14 protein-coding genes are annotated in these 17,176 nt (G+C 51.0%); 9 read left to right on the top strand and 5 right to left on the bottom strand.

Annotated elements, in window-relative coordinates; translation table 11 throughout:
• The first annotated feature begins 176 nt into the window (after positions 1 to 176).
• Together dnaJ and Q8O92_04445 are read left to right on the top strand one after the other, a co-directional pair.
• The gene (gene dnaJ, locus Q8O92_04450) at positions 177 to 1,334 is read left to right on the top strand and encodes a molecular chaperone DnaJ (protein MDP2982564.1); all 1,158 of its coding nucleotides are present in this window, start codon (positions 177 to 179) and stop codon (positions 1,332 to 1,334) included.
• A 435-nt stretch (positions 1,335 to 1,769) separates the two neighbouring features.
• Positions 1,770 to 2,753 (top strand): SMP-30/gluconolactonase/LRE family protein, encoded by a 984-nt coding sequence (locus Q8O92_04445; protein MDP2982563.1) that lies wholly within the window; start codon positions 1,770 to 1,772, stop codon positions 2,751 to 2,753.
• A gap of 178 nt (positions 2,754 to 2,931) precedes the next feature.
• Here Q8O92_04445 and Q8O92_04440 read toward each other — a convergent pair whose 3' ends face one another.
• From Q8O92_04440 to dinB, 3 genes are all read right to left on the bottom strand, one after another.
• Positions 2,932 to 4,317 (bottom strand): amidohydrolase, encoded by a 1,386-nt coding sequence (locus Q8O92_04440; protein ID MDP2982562.1) that lies wholly within the window; start codon positions 4,315 to 4,317, stop codon positions 2,932 to 2,934.
• 444 nt (positions 4,318 to 4,761) lie between these two features.
• Positions 4,762 to 6,141: a B12-binding domain-containing radical SAM protein gene (locus Q8O92_04435; GenBank protein ID MDP2982561.1), complete on the bottom strand. Its 1,380-nt coding sequence runs from the start codon at positions 6,139 to 6,141 to the stop codon at positions 4,762 to 4,764.
• A gap of 206 nt (positions 6,142 to 6,347) precedes the next feature.
• The gene (gene dinB, locus Q8O92_04430) at positions 6,348 to 7,565 is read right to left on the bottom strand and encodes a DNA polymerase IV (protein MDP2982560.1); all 1,218 of its coding nucleotides are present in this window, start codon (positions 7,563 to 7,565) and stop codon (positions 6,348 to 6,350) included.
• Positions 7,566 to 8,149: 584 nt separating this feature from the next.
• Here dinB and Q8O92_04425 point away from each other — a divergent pair.
• The 5 genes from Q8O92_04425 (at position 8,150) to Q8O92_04405 (ending at position 11,700) form a co-directional block, all read left to right on the top strand.
• Complete coding sequence (locus tag Q8O92_04425) at positions 8,150 to 9,325, top strand: hypothetical protein (GenBank protein ID MDP2982559.1); 1,176 nt, start codon at positions 8,150 to 8,152, stop codon at positions 9,323 to 9,325.
• A 28-nt stretch (positions 9,326 to 9,353) separates the two neighbouring features.
• Complete coding sequence (locus tag Q8O92_04420; protein MDP2982558.1) at positions 9,354 to 10,310, top strand: cupin domain-containing protein; 957 nt, start codon at positions 9,354 to 9,356, stop codon at positions 10,308 to 10,310.
• 195 nt (positions 10,311 to 10,505) lie between these two features.
• A complete protein-coding gene (locus Q8O92_04415; GenBank protein ID MDP2982557.1) occupies positions 10,506 to 11,114 on the top strand; it encodes a hypothetical protein in 609 nt (202 codons plus the stop codon).
• 17 nt (positions 11,115 to 11,131) lie between these two features.
• Complete coding sequence (locus Q8O92_04410; GenBank protein ID MDP2982556.1) at positions 11,132 to 11,425, top strand: hypothetical protein; 294 nt, start codon at positions 11,132 to 11,134, stop codon at positions 11,423 to 11,425.
• Between the two features lie 134 nt (positions 11,426 to 11,559).
• Positions 11,560 to 11,700: a hypothetical protein gene (locus Q8O92_04405; GenBank protein ID MDP2982555.1), complete on the top strand. Its 141-nt coding sequence runs from the start codon at positions 11,560 to 11,562 to the stop codon at positions 11,698 to 11,700.
• A gap of 54 nt (positions 11,701 to 11,754) precedes the next feature.
• Here the strand turns inward: Q8O92_04405 and Q8O92_04400 are convergent, their stop codons facing one another.
• Both Q8O92_04400 and Q8O92_04395 read right to left on the bottom strand, forming a co-directional pair.
• Complete coding sequence (locus Q8O92_04400) at positions 11,755 to 12,231, bottom strand: hypothetical protein (GenBank protein ID MDP2982554.1); 477 nt, start codon at positions 12,229 to 12,231, stop codon at positions 11,755 to 11,757.
• A gap of 328 nt (positions 12,232 to 12,559) precedes the next feature.
• Positions 12,560 to 13,927 (bottom strand): neutral/alkaline non-lysosomal ceramidase N-terminal domain-containing protein, encoded by a 1,368-nt coding sequence (locus tag Q8O92_04395; protein MDP2982553.1) that lies wholly within the window; start codon positions 13,925 to 13,927, stop codon positions 12,560 to 12,562.
• A 520-nt stretch (positions 13,928 to 14,447) separates the two neighbouring features.
• Here Q8O92_04395 and Q8O92_04390 point away from each other — a divergent pair.
• The gene (locus tag Q8O92_04390; GenBank protein MDP2982552.1) at positions 14,448 to 15,770 is read left to right on the top strand and encodes an MFS transporter; all 1,323 of its coding nucleotides are present in this window, start codon (positions 14,448 to 14,450) and stop codon (positions 15,768 to 15,770) included.
• A gap of 138 nt (positions 15,771 to 15,908) precedes the next feature.
• On the top strand, positions 15,909 to 16,955 hold the full coding sequence (locus tag Q8O92_04385; GenBank protein MDP2982551.1) for an alcohol dehydrogenase catalytic domain-containing protein: 1,047 nt from the start codon (positions 15,909 to 15,911) through the stop codon (positions 16,953 to 16,955).
• The last annotated feature ends 221 nt before the right edge of the window (positions 16,956 to 17,176 follow it).

Genomic DNA, 17,176 nt, shown 5'->3' with positions numbered 1-17,176 from the left:
CTGAAGGGGGCAGGAAAAGACTGTGGAGCAACGACTTCCCTTGCCCCCCATCGGGGGGAAAGGGACTGAGGGTTAGGGGGCTTTATTTAACAACTTATCTTTTTTTATGGATAAATACGACTTATACAAAAAGCCTCCTGTCAAAACTTTTTTATAAAACTGGATATACCTAACTCATGGGAAAAGATTACTATGCAATCCTCGGGGTGGGCAGAAACGCCACTTCGGAAGAAATAAAAAAGGCTTACCGTAAACTGGCGCTCAAATACCATCCGGACCGTACCCAGGGCAACAAGGAATTCGAAGCAAAATTCAAAGATGCCGCAGAAGCCTACGAAGTCATGAGCGATGAGAAGAAAAAAGCGACTTATGACCAGTACGGCGAAGACGGGCTTAAGGGTGCATTCTCCGGACAGGGCGGCGGTTTCAGCTGGCAGGATTTCCACCATACCACCGATTTTGAGGACATTTTCGGGAATATTTTCGGCGGCTCTATTTTCGGTGATTTTTTGGGGGGAAGGGCTGGCGGCCGCGGCGGGGGACACCCTGCTGCGAAACGTGGAAACGATCTTAGGGTGAATCTGAAACTTACCCTGGAAGAAATCGCATCCGGAGTTGATAAAACAATAAAAATCCGTAAATTCAAACGCTGCCAGACCTGTTCCGGTTCTGGCGCCAAACCAGGTTCAACACCGAAAACCTGCTCGACCTGCGGCGGCGCCGGAGAGGTGCACAGCCAGTCACGGAGCTTTTTCGGAACGTTTGTATCTGTTCAGCCCTGCAGCACTTGCAACGGCGAAGGGAAGATCATCTCTGAACCCTGTTCCGCGTGTTCCGACTCAGGTCATATCCGGGACATGGAAACAATTCCCATTCACGTTCCGGCGGGTGTGACTACGGGGAACTACATTCCGCTCAAGGGGCAGGGCGATGTCGGCCCCCGGAACGGCCCGCCCGGAGACATCTTCGTCTACATCGAGGAGATCGCGCATGACCTGTTCGAGCGCCAGGGCGATGACATTCTCTATGATCTCCCCGTCACTATCACCCATGCGGCGCTCGGCGCGTCTTTGGAGGTGCCGACCCTGACCGGCCGCGCCCGCCTCAAGATTCCAGCAGGAACTCAGTCCGGCAAGATTTTCCGGATGCGTGAAAAAGGAATCCGGCATCTGCAGAAACCCGGTACCGGGGATGAGCTTATCCGGGTCTGGGTCTGGACTCCGAAGAATATATCGAAAAATGAGCGTCAGCTCCTTGAGGAGCTTGAAAAATCTCCGAACATGCAGCCCCCGCCCGGAGGTAAATCATTCCTGCAGGGTACCGGCGGCTATTGATAACTCACCCCCTAACCCCCTCTCTTGCAAGCAATAGAGGGGGAACCCCCTTTTTTTCTTTTAAATCAGTATTCATAATAAAAAATTCTTGTTCCAACTGTACATCCATAATACCCAATAAACGGTTCTTATTTATTATTAATAGCTTACGCTTAGGTACTCATTAATCGGATGAACCGTCTTTTTTAAGGAAAGTCTAAGTAATTGCGCATGTTTTGAGTGTTTATATCCTGAAACGAGTTCAGGATGACACGTGTCATGCCGAACTTGTTGCCGCTTGGCGGGAACGATGAAACCGTTTCGGCATCTATTCCGTAGCGAATTAAATACTGTCACAGTCAGGTTAATCCTGTAATCAAGCGAATCATGGTTCAGACTGTCTTTCATCTTTTATCAAAATAATACCATGTATCAGTGATAAGGAGGCTTGTTTCCATGCATCGTTGTATAATCGGCATTATAGGGGTAGTTATAATTTTTCTTTTTATGCAGGCGGAGGTTTTTGCCCAGGTTTCGGGCCTTGATGCCGTCATCCCGTCAGGCGCGCAGCTTGAAAAGGTGACCGACGACATGGCATTCGACACGGCCGGGTCGCCCTGCTATGTCAACGGCGTACTCTTTTTCACCAACAACAATTTCGATGATCTTCGTAAGAGCCGCGTCTATAGTATGACCTCGATCGGGAAAATAATAGATATAATAACTATCCGTGAAAATGACGGCATGACCGCCACTCTCAAGCTCAATAAGGCCGGAAATCTTTATGCCTGCGAGATGATGGGACACCGGGTGATCGAGATGGACACCTTTGGTAGGGTTCTCAGAGTTGTAGCGGACAAGTACAAGGGAAAACGCATCGACGGCCCTAACGACATGGTGATCGACCGCTCGAGTGGTTTTTATTTCACCGATTCCCAGTTCATCGGGAAGGAAACGAAGATGCAGGACAAGCCCGCGGTGTATTATGTGAAACCGGACGGCGCAGTCAGAAGGGTGGTAAGCGATGTGATATTCCCCAACGGCATAGCGCTCTCTCCCGACCGGAAGACGCTCTACCTTGCCAACACCCTGGGGAAATACCTCCTCGCCTACAATGTGGAGGCCGACGGTTCCCTTTCCAACGCCCGCAATTTCGCAGAGCTGGAGCTTTCGAAGGAAAATATCGCCAAAAAGAGCGAGATGAGCGGAGCGGACGGTGTGGCGGTTGACAGCGCCGGGAATGTTTTTGTGGCGACAACCCAGGGGCTGGGCGTCCAGGTGTTCGACAAGACCGGAAAGCGCCTCGGCACCATTCCCTGCCCGGCGGCAACCAACAACTGCACGTTCGGCGGGAAAGACCTGAAAACGCTCTATGTTTCGGCCAAAGACGGGATATATAAGATTCCGGTGAAAACCGGAGGATTTGTGAGTTTCCGGTGAAAAGAATAACTCACCCCATAATCCCCTCTCTTGCAAGCAAAAGAGGGGAAGACCCAGTTACTCTTTTAAAAACAAGCAGTTTTGAAAAGTAACACATGTCCGGAATGTACCCCTCTCTTGGAAAGAGAGGGGATCAAGGGGTGAGTTCTTCCCAATTTAGAACAAAATTGGTATTATTTCATTTCCCTATCAGATAATCCACAGCCAGATTCGCCATCGCCCGAATTCCGAGGGGAATGCAGCTCTCATCCACAAAGAACCGGGGTGAGTGGTTCTGGGCGACTGTTGCGGGGTCGACTCCCTTGGGCCGTGAGCCGAGAAAGATGAACAGCCCGGGGACTTTTTCTGCAAAAAGAGAGAAGTCCTCAGCGCCGGTCTTGGGCGGAGAGTTTATAACGTTATTTTTGCCAGCTACCCGCTCCAAGGTGGGAACCATCAGGGCGGTGAGTGCGGGATCATTGACTGTAACCGGGACTCCCAGGTCGATGGTCACTTGCGCAGACGCCCCGGCGCTCGAGGCAATCTGTTCGGCTGTGCGTTTCACCCGGGCGTGGATGTCCTTCCGCATATCGTTGTCGAGGGCGCGGATGGTGCCGGTCATCTCCACCGAATCGGGGATAATGTTTGAGCGCACGCCGCCATGAATCATCGCTATTGTCACGATGGATGGCGCGCGGGTAACATTCACCTGCCTGCTCTCGATGGTCTGGAGACCGAGGATAATCTGGGCGGAAACCACTACGGGGTCCACACCGCCCCAGGGCATGGCCCCATGTGTCTGAACGCCCTTGACAGTGATATGCAGCCCGTCGGCGCTGGCCAGGGCGCCGCCCGAACGGTAGGCAATGGCGCCTGCCTCGCTGTCAGGGAACACATGAAGGGCGAATATTGCATCAGGTTTGGGATTTTCCAGCGCCCCCTCCTTGACCATGAGACCCGCGCCGCCGTCCTCGCCCGCGGGAGTACCTTCTTCGGCAGGCTGGAAGATAAATTTCACCGTGCCGGGGAGATTCGCTTTCATTCCTGCCAGCACTTCAGCAACACCCATCAGCACCGATGTGTGCACATCATGACCGCAGGCGTGCATGACCCCGACATCTACGCCGTTATAGGTAGAGCGGACTTTAGAGGCAAAGGGTACATCCACCTCCTCGGTTACCGGGAGCGCATCCATGTCGGCCCTGAGCGCTACCACCAGCCCCGGTTTACCGCCGCGAAGAATGCCCACCACCCCGGTGTGCGCCACTCCGGTTTTTACCTCCAGCCCCAGGGCTGTAAGGTGGTCTGCAACGATTTTGGAAGTGCGGAATTCCCTGTTGGACAGTTCCGGATGCTGGTGGATGTCCCGTCTCCATGCGACCACCTTATCCTGAATCTGTCCGGCACGGAGGTCGATCTGGTTATAAAGAGGGTTTACTGCGGTCTTGCTGTCCGCTTTTCTTACGGGCGAAGCTGCTGTACCGGATCCCGGAAAAGAAAATGCCAGAAAGATGAGAACTGCGAGAACGTAAAGAAATGGTATGCCGAAAAACGATACGCCCCGGCGAGAAACCTTCGACATCATTGAAATTCTCCTTTTGAACTAGAGAGGCAGGGTCAACTTCGAAAAATTCATCTGTAGTATAGTACTTTTTTAAAGTAAAGGCAAAGGGGAGTGAATACTGGCCATCCCCCATTTTTTATTCGGCGATAAATATGCCATATCACTTATCTGCTCTTTAGACAAAATCCCCCCGCCGCATAAAGCGGCGACCCCCTTATTAAGGGGGTAAAAGCTTGCCTGCCAACATGATTCCCCCCTTAATAAGGGGGGATGTCCGAAGGACAGGGGGGATTCGTCCTTCAAGAGGACTTGAACCTAAGAATATTTTATTAAATATTTTCTCGTGGAACGATAAGCATCATAAAGAGTTACAAAATATTGATTCAAATATCTGGGAGATGGCCAGGGAGTAAATAAGCTTAAAGCCCAACTTTTTCCATCATGATAATCCTTTAATCCCATGAATCATGGTTCAAACTTTATTCTGTCTTCTGTCTTCCCAAGTATTTTTCTACTTCCCTCCGTCACCATCCGCTTGAACTTCTCATATTCCCCTTCCCCACCCCAAAGATCAAACGTGCGAAGCGTATTGTTATGGAGGAGCGGATCGGCATCTCTCGATAGCATCCCGGTTTCAATTGCGCGCTCGAATTCCGCCGTTCCCGGCACCGGGCTGAAAAGCGCCGGTTTCACTTTCACCCCGCATGAATGGGAGAAGGCCACTGTGTCGTATACTTCTTCCTTTTCCTGTCCCGGCAGACCGGCGAGAACATACGCCCCGATGCTGTCTGGAGCAAAACCGGCCCTGAAGAGCGCCCGGACTGCGCTTTTGAACCGGTCACGGCTCACCTTGCCGGAATATTTTTCGCGGGCTCGCTCGTCGGAGGAGGTTTCAAGGCTGAGGCGGATGGTAGTCATTCCGGCGCGTTTCATTGCATGGGCAAGTTCGGGATTGATTTCACGGACATGGAGGCCGTTGGGGGTATGAAGCCTTGCCGGTGCGCCCTCCTGCGCCAGCTCTTCGAAAAGAGGAAGCGCATAATGCCCTGCATCCAGGAGAAGGGCGTCATCATAGAAAGCGATATCCCGGCAGGAGTTCCGAAAGGCAAGGTTTCGAAGGGATTCAGCGGCTTTACCGGGGTCGCAGCGCTCGAACCCGGAAAAGAGAAGGTGTGATGCGCACATGGTGCAGCGCATGGGACATCCCCTCGAAGTCAGAACCGCGGCGGCGGGAAGCTCGGCATACTGCTCCCATACCGGCTCTGGCCATCGATCGAAAGAGTCGTGCGGAACAGGTCCTTCACCCTGCTTTCCCCCGAACGCTTCAACTGAGCTGATGATTTCTGAAGGGAGGGAAGAGGTGATGACTGTATCAGCGCCGCTCTTCTCACGTGCATGTTCTGTGCACAGAGCCGCATAAATTCCGCCGAGAACGACCGGCGTCGCCGGGAACCATTTCCGGAGGAGGGCGATCGCCTCGAACGCCCCCGGATACCAGTAGGTCATGACGCAGGTCACGAGAATGACTTCGGGCGCAGGTCCTTCCATCACCAAACATCGAAACAAATCCACCGGGATGCCGTAACGGCAGTAGTGGCGGGGTACATGAGCGATACTGCCCGGCTTGGTAATGATCTCGCGATGGAATTTGCCGGTTCCGAAGAGGCGCTTCTCACCTCCGATGTAGCCGTGCTCACCCTGAAAACGGTGCATACAGTCCACCAGGCGCACCCGGTGTCCGCGCGCTTCGAGAAAGGCGCCGATATAAAGCAGCCCCAGGGGTTTCGCCCAGAGATCGTACGCAGCAAAATCGGTTATCCAGGGATTGACAAGGAGAATGTTCATAAAGAAAGAATACAGAAGTCGAAAGACAGAAGCCAGAATAAAAGATTGTTTCTCGCAAAGTTCGCAAAGTTCGCAATAAAAAAGAAAAAGAGAAAAAAATTGACAGGATTAACAGGATTTACAAGATTTGACGACGTAGCAAGTTCGGCATGACGCAATCGCCCTTAAATCGTTTCAGGGGCTGAATTATGACAAAACTGACTTTTTTACAATCCCGACAAATTCTGAGGTTTTTTCTTCTGATTTTTGTCTTCTGTATTCCGTATTCCGTCTTTTTTCACCAGCGCCGCGCGGGTGATTGCTGTTTTGCCGAACTTGTCCCGCACACGGGCGATGACCTCTTCAACCTTTTCCTTGCGTTCGGTGGTTTTTTCATCAAAGAGGGAAATCTGGTTTTCCGACTCGAACTCGGAAACGGATATTCCCACCAGCCTTACCTTACGGCCATGAAGATTTTCTCCGCGGAACAGGGAACGCGCCTCACGGTAGATGTCCTCCCCGGACATCACCGCCCGGCTGAGCGTCCGCGAGCGGGTAACCGTGTTGAATGTCTCGTCGCGGAGTTTGAGGGTAACCGTCCGCCCCCGGAATCCCTTCCGATAGAGACGGCTCGCAACTTTGTCGGATAATGCCAGGATGGTGCGCTCCACTTCATCCATATCGCCGGTGTCCACATCGAAGGTGTATTCGGCGCCCACCTGTTTGCGGTCCCAAACCGGGTTCACCGAACGCTCGTCGATGCCCAGGGATAGATTGTGGAAGTGAATGCCCTGCTGGCCGAATATCCGCTCCATCTGTTCCGGCGGGTAGTCCCGTATATCGCCGATGGTTCGTAAACTGAGCTTCTCCAGCTTCTGCCAGGTCACCCTGCCTACTCCCCACATCTTGCGGGCGTCGAGAGGGCGCAGGAAATCGAGTACCTCCTCTTCATGAACCACCACGAAACCGTCGGGCTTCTCAAGGTCAGAGGCGATTTTGGCGACGAATTTTGTCGGGGCGATTCCGACCGAAGCAACCAGACCGGTTGTCTCACGGATGCGGCGTTTGATTTCACGGCCGATTTCGACGCTTGACCCGAAAAGGAGGTGCGACCCGGAAATATCGAGGAAAGCCTCATCGAGACTCAGCGATTCCACAAGCGGGGTATAGTAGTGGAATATGTCGTGAATCTTTTCCGACTCCTCCACATAACGGTATCCGCGCGGCGGAAGGAAGACTCCGTGGGGGCAGCGTTTATAGGCCTGGCTTACCGGCATGGCGGAATGAATGCCGTATTTCCTCGCCTCGTACGAGCATGCTGAAACCACGCCGCGGGTGCCGGGAAGCGCCCCCACGATGACCGGCTTTCCGGCAAGGTCGGGATTGTCTTTGATCTCGACCGCCGCGAAAAAACAGTCCATGTCTACATGAATAATGTCAGGCAAATCCGCTCATGACCTCTATAGACGGGGTTAAAACCCTTATATTGCTCCGGTGATTAAATATACGAACGCATCGTTATAAATAGATGCCGAAACGGTTTCATCGTTCCCGCGAAGCGGCAACAAGTTCGGCATGACATCGACCGATGTAACTGTAACAAACGGTAAATGAGAGAAATTGTGTGCTCCTGTGTCTTTAAAAATCCCCCCTGCCTTCGGCATCCCCCCTTATTAAGGGGGGAATTTTGGGAGAGGATTCTGTCAAATCCTAATAAATGTTTACATAATACCAGGAACAATTTTCTTTTCCCCCCCCCTTAATAAGGGGGGTAGGGGGGATTAACCTTTCGGATGATCACCTTAGCTTACTTAACGACATAACCGTAAAAATTCAATTAACAGTCTTCAATATAATCTCCGAGAGAAAAAAAGCAAAAAGGCAAAGAGGGATACCGGATATTTCTGGACTGAAAGAAAGGGATGGGTTGTCGTGTCTTTCTAAAAAAAACACCTATTTAACCGCGAAGTTATATATATTTTCCTTATAAGACCGGCAAGTTCTCATTCACTGTAAAGGGGGATCATGTATGAGATTCTTTCTCTTTTTGTATCTGACGATTTCACTTACTGCTATGGCAGATGCCCAGACATCCTCCGGTGCTCCAAAAGCAGGTAAAACCCCATATTCAGCCTGGGAACGCGGCCTCCCGCCCGATCCTGGTTTCTTCCCTCTTGCGGTCTGGCTCCAGGATCCCTCAAATGCGGAGAAGTATAAAGCCGCAGGAATCAACCTGTATGTCGGCCTCTGGCAGGGACCAACCGAGGAGCAACTTGCCGCTCTCCGGAAAGCCGGAATGCGGGTCATCTGCTCACAGAATACGACAGGAATGAAATACAAGGATGATCCTGTCATCGCGGGCTGGATGCACGGCGACGAGCCGGATAACGCCCAGTCCCAGGGAGAAGGCAAGGGATACGGGCCTCCGATCCTTCCGGAAAAAATCATCGCCGATTATGAGAAGATCCGCGCCGCGGATCCTTCACGGCCGGTGCTGCTGAACCTCGGTCAGGCTGTGGCCTGGGACAATTATATCGGCCGTGGTGTAAGGAGGAACCATCCCGAGGATTACCCTGAGTATGCCAGGGGCGGGGATATCGTATCATTCGATATTTACCCGGTCACCAGCCCCTACCCGGAGATAAAAGGTAATCTCTGGTATGTGCCGGCCGGAGTGGAACGTCTCCGAGCCTGGGCAGGCAGCAAAAAGATCGTCTGGAACTGCATCGAATGCACGTACATAAGCTCAGGGAACAAGGCCACTCCCCACCAAGTCCGGGCGGAGGTATGGATGTCGATTATTCATGGCTCCGGCGGGATCATCTATTTCGTGCACGAGTGGAAGCCGAAATTCAACGAGCATGCACTGCTTGATGACCCCGAAATGCTTGAGGCTGTGACCAGGCTCAACGCGCAGATCCGCGAGATGGCGCCAGTGCTGAACAGCCCGACAGTTACCGGCAAGATTGAGGTAAAATCAGCCAGCCCGGAAATCCCTGTGGATACCCTGATGAAACAATACAGGGGAGAAACCTATATCTTTGCCGCCGGGATGCGCAACGGGGAAACCAAAGCTTCCTTTACCCTGAGCGGCGGGAATCGGACAGCGGAGGTTGTCGGCGAGGGGAGAACCATAGCGGTGCGCCGCGGTACATTCGAGGATGATTTCAAACCCTACGATGTCCATATCTACAGAATAAAGTAAAATCTGACCAAATTCAAAGGAGGGTTCCATGAAACGACTGCTCATGCTCACAGCCGCACTGTTCACCATCACCTTTATTCCCGGATACACCCAGGACAAGGCGCCGTCGTATTTCGAGCTGGATGATTACAATCACCGTTATCCTGCCACCGATACGAATATCGATTTCTACCTGCAAAACTGGAAGAATTCCCCGGTCTATAACCGCTCGGTCATGCACGGCGGATGGATCGAGCGTCCCTACCTGACTCCCGGAGACCCGGCGAATCCTTCACGGCCCGGCGCGGTTTTGAAATATATCAAAGCATACAATCACGGCGCTCTCGATCCCGCCACCTACACTCAGAAGACAAAGCACGATAAGGAACAGGTATTTTTCTACATAACCGAAGGCGTCGGCAGAGTTGAGGCAGGGGGCAAGAAGGCCGATCTTTCGGAAGGCACCGGAGTATTCATCCCGGCCGGGCTCACCTACCAGTTCTTCAATACCGACAAGGAACAATCGCTCCAGGCGGTTATCGTGGTGGAAGACATAACCGAAGGATTCCAGCCTCTGAAAGAAATGAAGACCGGCTCATACAAGGATCACATGCCAGGCGCGGGAATGCACTGGGCGCACATCGGACGCGGTATCGTGGACGGTGTGAAATTCTCGAACCCGATGGGCATCGCGGTAGTATCTGTTGCCGCCTGGGATATGGCGCAGCCGCATATGCACGGCCCGGGCTGCGAGGAAATATGGTGCCAGCTCAAGGGAACCAGCCTTCTCCTTTTCGGGAACCAGCTTCGCAGGCAGGAGCCGGGAATGGCGTTTCTCATACCTCCCACATTCAAAATTCCTCACTCCTCCATCAACGGCACCGATGAACCCATGCAGTGGCTGTACCTTGGGAACCGTCACGACCCCCAGGAAACCCGTAAAATGGAAGGCCACATCCCGGGTTGGAAAGATATGATATATAAGAAGTATGATGAAAAATATTGATAAAATAAGAAATCACGATGCGGGGGTTCTTTAAAGCGAGCCCCCGCAAGTGTTATCACTCTGATACAGTCAAGGTTTACGGTTGATGTATGGCATAAAAATAGTACTTGCTTTCGCCTTTCCATGTCGGTATCTTTATTATAACATTATATTACAGTTAACGAATAATGATAAATTGGTGAAGGTGATTTATCTATGACGTATAGTGCAAGACAGGCCGGTGTTTACTTGATTGCCCTTGTAAGTATCTATGGATTAATCATGGGATGTGGTTCAAAAAAGGATGAAAAACCGGCCGAATTGCAATTTAAAGTTAATCCGTCACTTCTGAGTGAAAAAGTTACCTATAATGAATTTGGTTTTTCTTTCTCTCCTCCAAAACAATGCCTGCCACTATCAAAAGAATTGACTGAGAATGTATTGAAGATTATTGGAAGGGAATTAGCGATGAGCGATACATCTTTTGTCAAACCGATACAGTTCTTTGTCGATGCCGAACAGCGAATTATCTGTGTTGTGTCTTCTCTCCCGAAACTTGAAGACAGAAAGGATCAAATTGCGGGATATGAGTTGGCAATCATGAAAAAAATGGGAAACGACAAAACTATGCAAGGTATATTTTCTCATGGTGGTTTCGTTATTAACCAAATGAGAGTTATAACTAAAGAAATGGTTATTTTTAAACTGTTTGTTGCACAGAACTCCCATACTTCTTTTCAAATCGATTACATAATTACCCTGAAATTCTATGAAAAAAATGGAGAGGCCATTGAATCTTCCATTGGTTCCTTGACAAAAAAATGAATCGTCTGGAGGTGTGTATGCTGAAAAACGGGTTAGCATTAGCTCTGGTTGTCATGATGGCCGTTGCGGCAGGTTGTGCTACAAACATCCATAAAATTGGGAGTGGACCTGCGCAAAATCAGGTGGTTGAACAACGTCAATGGTATGTTCTCTTTGGATTGGTGCCCATCAACAATGTGGACACACAAGTTATGGCTGGGGGCGCAACAAATTATGAAATCAAAACCCAGGCAAGCGTTCTTGATGTGATTATCAATATTTTCACCAACTATGTTACAGTTTCATCGAGAACGGTTACTGTAACAAAATAATTATTTTGATGCTTCATCGGTTCGATGGCCTCTCACCAAGAATCAATCGAAAACCGTAAAGATTTAGTTTTGGATGCGGATGAAATCATAAAGCTTCTCCGGCTTGAACCGCTGGCCGGTGAGGGCTTTTTCTCATGGGGGGTGGAAGGTATGGGCTCCTGGGAACCACGATGGTTCCGGGATTTGACTACGAGGATTTTGAACTGGGGGACCGTGAGAAGCTCACAAAACTCTTCCCCTCATATGTCGAATTGACAAAGCGGCTTACACGCTGAAACCTGAACGGCCGCTTTCGACTTATTTCCCGAAAGCGGCCGTCCATGCTTGTATCATTTAAACCAGTAGCGAATTCCTGCTGCCGCGCTCAAGTCTAATTCGGTGCTGGGAATAAGATTCATGATAGGCGCGACCTCAAGAAAAATATCTACCGGAGCATTATCGAAGATATACGACACACCTCCCACAAACCGCAGCCCGAATTGGTTTTCATGCTGAATACGCAGACGGGCGCCAATGCCGTAATAGAGAGGCAGTTCCCCCTTGGTTACTTCGAAAGTACGCTTCAAAACACTGAAATTGTGAAATACAAAATCACCCTGCACCTGGAAATGCGGATGGTCGACAAATGACCATGCAGCCCCGGCATCGATAGCTGTGCTGCCGGAGAGCCAGTATTTCCCGTCAATGCCTGTCGGCTCTCCGGCAATGATACCCAATCCAAAGCCGCTTTTCTGGCTCCATGCGGGGCTGACTATGAGGAAGCCGAGTAATCCTGTCATAAAGAGCATTCGAATAAAACATTTCATGATATATATCCTTTTTTTAAAGAAATCTGAACCATGATTCGTGGGAAAATGTATTACCCCGCAGCAAGCTGCGAGGTATCAAAGATGATCCCCCTGTCACCTTCGGTGACATCCCCCTTGCTAAGGAGGATAAAATAGAAAAACCATTCTACCGCCGATGGTATCGGTTGCCCCCCTTAATAAGGGGGTATGTCCGATGGACTGGGGGGATCCAACCCCGCAACAAGCTTCGATAAATTCTAAGATTAAAGGCTTACCTTGATAAATCCATCTCACCATAATCAGGCTAATCCAAGAATCACGAGAATCAAGGTTCAGACTTTTTTTTTTAATCCTCCAGACTCGCCTGGAGCGCATCAAACGCGCCCAGGATGGTGTCATCGATATCCTCGCGCCAGGGAGCGGGCAGCCACGGGGTGAAGAAAATCGATTCTATCACCTCGTAACCTCCTTCTCTCAAAACATCGGAATCGGGGATATAACCGCTCCGACCGTTCGAGTATCCCAGAGGAAGGGTGACGCCCGAAGGGAAGCGATGTTTCACCTTGAGGCCGATACCGGTGAGAATTTCACCGGCCAGGCAGGCGAACCGGAGATCCTCCGATAATTCAAGGATCGACAGGGCCATGGGAATCTCTCGTGGTATAGACTCCCCGGCGCTGATTTTGTCCAGCCACCATTCCGCCCAGATGCGGCGGTGAAGGGGCTGGTTCGATTCAAGGTAATTCCTGAAGATTTTTTCATCCCACCCTGCGGCGAGGGGTACAGGAAAACGCCGGAGCGCAGAGCGCAGACGAATATCGAGCGGTTTCAGGCCATGTTTCATTGTACGCAGCACATCTTCCGCCAGCTCAACGCCGACCGCTTCCACATCCTCTAAGGTTCCGCTCCTGAAACTTTTTTCCATCGCCACCCGACGCGGTTTTACATCTCCTGCTATTCCCTGCAGGAACATGGCTGGTGCACCGATGCGTTCTTCCAGGATTTTACGGGCGGCGCCCGGATACTCCGCAGAAACAAGGTAATTATCATGGCTCATGGTGGTAGGATGGCAGGAAGCCCCGAAAACGAGCGCCAGCGGAGAACCGTTTTCATCGGTGAACTGTATCACCGGGCAGGTGCGGTCCACTTCTTTAAGCGGGTTGGGATAGTTGGCGTAAATTCCCAGGTATCCGGAGGCAGGTCCCCGGTAAGTGGATGTGTCCTGTGCTCTCCGGCAGATACCGATACGGGTTTCCCCTATTCCCCAGGAGGCGCGCGCCGGTTTACTGTTTTCCAGGGCTTTTTCAACCGCTGCCACGATATTTTCCACCAGTCTTTTCATGTATTCAGTGTCGGGGAAGCACATGTTACGGTCGGGACAGTGTTTCTGGTCTATCCGCGGCCAGGTCATCGGGCCGGCATGGGTGTGCGATGCATTGAAAAGAATCTGCCGGGGTTCCAGGCTGAATCGTCCCCGGATTTTTTCCCAGAGCATGTCGACTGTTGAATCGGGTATATCTAAAATGTCCATGGACACGATCACCGCATCTCCCTGCGGTGTGGAGAGAGCGAGCGCAGTGGCGTAAAGGGGGTCATGGATCCCTTCGGCTACATGATCTCTCCCGGCAAAACCTTCCAGGCAGCAATTCCCCGGCGGTGTTATATCCGTTCTCCCCACACCTGCGAGAAGGCTGTCAGTAATTTGTTTGGGCATAAATACCTTTTCTGTTATTAATGATTGAATTATACACGACGACATAAAAAGTTGCGCATGTTTTGATTGTTTAGATGCCGGAGCAATAATTCAGATGAAATGCACCTAAGATGCAGGTCTGAAGGATTCAAGGCAAGAAATATTTCCATAACTATCATTCTTCTTGACAGGCACGGTAAAAGTGCGTTAAATAGCATAATTCTTTATTATCCTTATCCGAATTATGCATGTAAAAGAGATTTCAGTCTCTGTTAACGTTAAAACTACAGCCCCCTAAATCCCCCAAAGGGGGACTTTAGAGACTGATAGACAAGGCTTTGTTCGGTTTTTTAAAAAAAGTTACACTTTCACATTTTCATCTTTACCGCGAAAAGTCCCCCTTCGGGGGATTTAGGGGGCTGCCTTCAAAAATTAATAATAAGTATTTGTTTAAAAAAGAGTTAAGAAAATATCATAGCAAGTTTTTGAATAATTCTGGTGAATAAGCTGTTTTCATTTATTTATAGCGGAAGGAAAGGGAATGGAAGAATCGGCACGTGATAATGGCGCGGTAACGGTGAAGGAAAAGCCGAGCCTGCGGGAGTACTGGAAGTATAATATCAGCGCTGTCCTGTTCGGCTTCGGAGGAAGCGTCTGGGGAGGAATGACCTATTACATGGGCATTCCTGTGGCTTTCCTGTCATTTCTCAATGCGAGCAAAACCCAGATCGGGCTTGTCACCGCCATATTCTGGCTGGGATTCGCACTGCCTCAAACCTGGGCGGCCTATGCATCCGAGGGAAAACCCATTAAAAAGTTTTACATGGCCTGGGCATTCTTCCTGACCAGCATACCCTGGCTTGTTTACGGTATCTACGTGCTCCTCACCGGAACAGCCAACGCTCCTTTCAGTATCTGGTTCTTCCTCATCTGTTATGCTTTGGCCTGTTTAACAGTAAACCTTTATATCCCGGCGAATTACACCCTCCTTTTCAAGATCATTCCCACAGCGCAGCTCGGCCTCCTGCTCGGGGTGCAATTCACTTTCCGGTACGGCGGCAATTTCCTTTCCGGATTCGCTTCAAAAGGGATTCAGAAACATTTCGAGGCGCCTTACGGTTTCGCGGTAATCTTCTTCGCAGCGTTTATATTTTCATTGCTCACCGCCCTGGTCATTCTACTCCTGAAGGAGCCGGAAGGCGCTGTAGTAAAGAGCGCCCCCTCTTTCTGGGAGTATCTGAAAAAATGCATAAGGATAGTTAAGAGCGACCGGCTGCTGGTGAAATTTTTCGTCGGTAAATGGCTCATGAGCGGCCATAATATCATGATGGCTTTCCTTCTCGTGTATTTGATCCAGGAGCGGGGATTCAACCGTGTCGATGCGGGCTGGTTCCCCGCCCTGTATGGCCTCGGGCTGGCCATCGGAGGCTCCACCATCACCCGCATTGCCGACAAGTACGGTCCCAAGTACATGATGGCCACCGCCCAGACATTCGCCATCCTCTACACGCTTATTGCCTGGTTCGTGCCTTCCACCGGGCCGTGGGTGTTCTTCGCAGCATTCGTGGTAACGGGGTTGGCCCAGATTTCGGATAATGTAGGCTACACCAATATGTGCCTCTTCTGCTGTCCGACCCTGGACAAATCAACATACGTAGCGGTGACCAACATGGGCATCATTCCCTTCATGGCTCTCCTGCCCATCATTTTCGGAAAGCTCCTGGACATGAAAGTCATGACCTTCCAGGGAGTATTTACAGTGGCGCTCTGCATGATGGTGACCGCTATATTGTACCTTCTTTTTGTGCTGGATAATCCTAAATCTTACTGTGATATGAAGGCAGTAAAAAAAGTGACAGAGTGACAGAGTGACAAAGTCTAAAGAAAAGGCACAAAGGGGCAAAGGCAAAGCGGCACAAAGCAAAAGATTTTTCTTCCGGCTTCTTCCTTGTTTCTTTGCGAACTTTGCGAGAGAATATATTTTTAAAATGGGGAATTTACTATGAAAGCGGCGGTACTTACCGAATACAGAAAGATCGAGTGGAAGGATGTTCCCGAGCCGAAGATCGGCGATTCCGGGGTTCTGGTAAAAGTTACATGGGCGAGCATCTGCGGAAGCGACCAGCATGTTTTCAACGGGGAATTCCACCCCCGCAGCAAACTTCCGTTGATCCAGGGACATGAATTTATCGGGACGGTTGCAAAGAAGGGAAGTTTGGTAAAAGGATATACCATCGGGGACCGGGTAGCGGTCGATCCGATCTACTGGTGCGGAACATGCCCGGCCTGCGGAAGGAAACACTATCCGGCCTGCACCTCGCTCAAGCTTGTCGGCATCGATTCGGATGGCGGTTTCGCAGAATACGCAGCGGTGAAAGACTTCATGCTCTACCCGATTCATCCGGATATACCCGACAGGCATGCGGCTCTGATCGAACCTTACTCCATCGGCTTTCATGCTTCAAAGCGGGCCAGCGTCCAGCCAGGCGATACCCTGGCGATGTTCGGCGCCGGTAAGATCGGCCAGTCAATTCTCCAGGCCGCCCGTACAATCACCAAAGGCAAAATTTTCGCCATCGATGTCATACCGAAACGTCTGGAAATTCTGAAAAGTATCTATCCGGATATCATCACCGTCAATGCGCTGGAAACCGATCCGGTGGAGGCCATCCGCGAACATACCTGCGGCTGCGGAGTAGACATCGCCTTTGAAGCGACGGGTGAGGCCAGGGAAATCGAAGGCCGCGTCCACCCCGTCCGTGAGGCTATCCGCAGCATCCGCGGCGCGGGAAAGGTCTGCGTTCTGAGCCTCGGCGATAAGGAGGTATCCCTGGTGATGAAGGAGTTGATCTGGAAAGAGGGTATCCTGGTCACCTCACGGGTTTCCCATGGTGAATTCAAAGATGCCATCGAACATCTGGCCAGGGGCGACCTTTATCCGGAAGCGATGATCTCCGCCGAGCTGCCCATGAGCCGTACCCAGGAAGCTTATGAGATGCTGGAACGGGAGCCGCAGAATTACCTGAAAGTTCTCCTGCACGCGGAATGACCGTTAATTTCAACATTGCTCATTGAAACATCTGCACCGTGAATCCGCACTTCGACAAGCTCAGTGCACGCTGGATCTGCCAGTGCACGCTGGATCTGCCAGTGCACGCTGGATCTGCCAGTGCACGCTGGATCTGCCAGTGCACGCTGGATCTGCCAGTGCACGCTGGATCTGCCTATGCACGCTGGATCTGCCTATGCACGCTGGATCTGCCTATGCAC

The organism is Candidatus Latescibacter sp. (genome assembly GCA_030692375.1).
GTDB lineage: Bacteria > Latescibacterota > Latescibacteria > Latescibacterales > Latescibacteraceae > JAUYCD01.
This window is presented reverse-complemented; position numbering and strand designations above follow the sequence as displayed.

Bases quoted from the DNA above. Each gene is read 5' to 3' on its own strand.
- dnaJ (MDP2982564.1), top strand. From the start codon at position 177: ATGGGAAAAGATTACTATGCAATCCTCGGGGTGGGCAGAAACGCCACT.
- Q8O92_04445 (MDP2982563.1), top strand. From the start codon at position 1,770: ATGCATCGTTGTATAATCGGCATTATAGGGGTAGTTATAATTTTTCTT.
- Q8O92_04440 (MDP2982562.1), bottom strand. From the start codon at position 4,317: ATGATGTCGAAGGTTTCTCGCCGGGGCGTATCGTTTTTCGGCATACCA.
- Q8O92_04435 (MDP2982561.1), bottom strand. From the start codon at position 6,141: ATGAACATTCTCCTTGTCAATCCCTGGATAACCGATTTTGCTGCGTAC.
- Q8O92_04425 (MDP2982559.1), top strand. From the start codon at position 8,150: ATGAGATTCTTTCTCTTTTTGTATCTGACGATTTCACTTACTGCTATG.
- Q8O92_04420 (MDP2982558.1), top strand. From the start codon at position 9,354: ATGAAACGACTGCTCATGCTCACAGCCGCACTGTTCACCATCACCTTT.
- Q8O92_04415 (MDP2982557.1), top strand. From the start codon at position 10,506: ATGACGTATAGTGCAAGACAGGCCGGTGTTTACTTGATTGCCCTTGTA.
- Q8O92_04410 (MDP2982556.1), top strand. From the start codon at position 11,132: ATGCTGAAAAACGGGTTAGCATTAGCTCTGGTTGTCATGATGGCCGTT.
- Q8O92_04405 (MDP2982555.1), top strand. From the start codon at position 11,560: ATGGGGGGTGGAAGGTATGGGCTCCTGGGAACCACGATGGTTCCGGGA.
- Q8O92_04400 (MDP2982554.1), bottom strand. From the start codon at position 12,231: ATGAAATGTTTTATTCGAATGCTCTTTATGACAGGATTACTCGGCTTC.
- Q8O92_04395 (MDP2982553.1), bottom strand. From the start codon at position 13,927: ATGCCCAAACAAATTACTGACAGCCTTCTCGCAGGTGTGGGGAGAACG.
- Q8O92_04390 (MDP2982552.1), top strand. From the start codon at position 14,448: ATGGAAGAATCGGCACGTGATAATGGCGCGGTAACGGTGAAGGAAAAG.
- Q8O92_04385 (MDP2982551.1), top strand. From the start codon at position 15,909: ATGAAAGCGGCGGTACTTACCGAATACAGAAAGATCGAGTGGAAGGAT.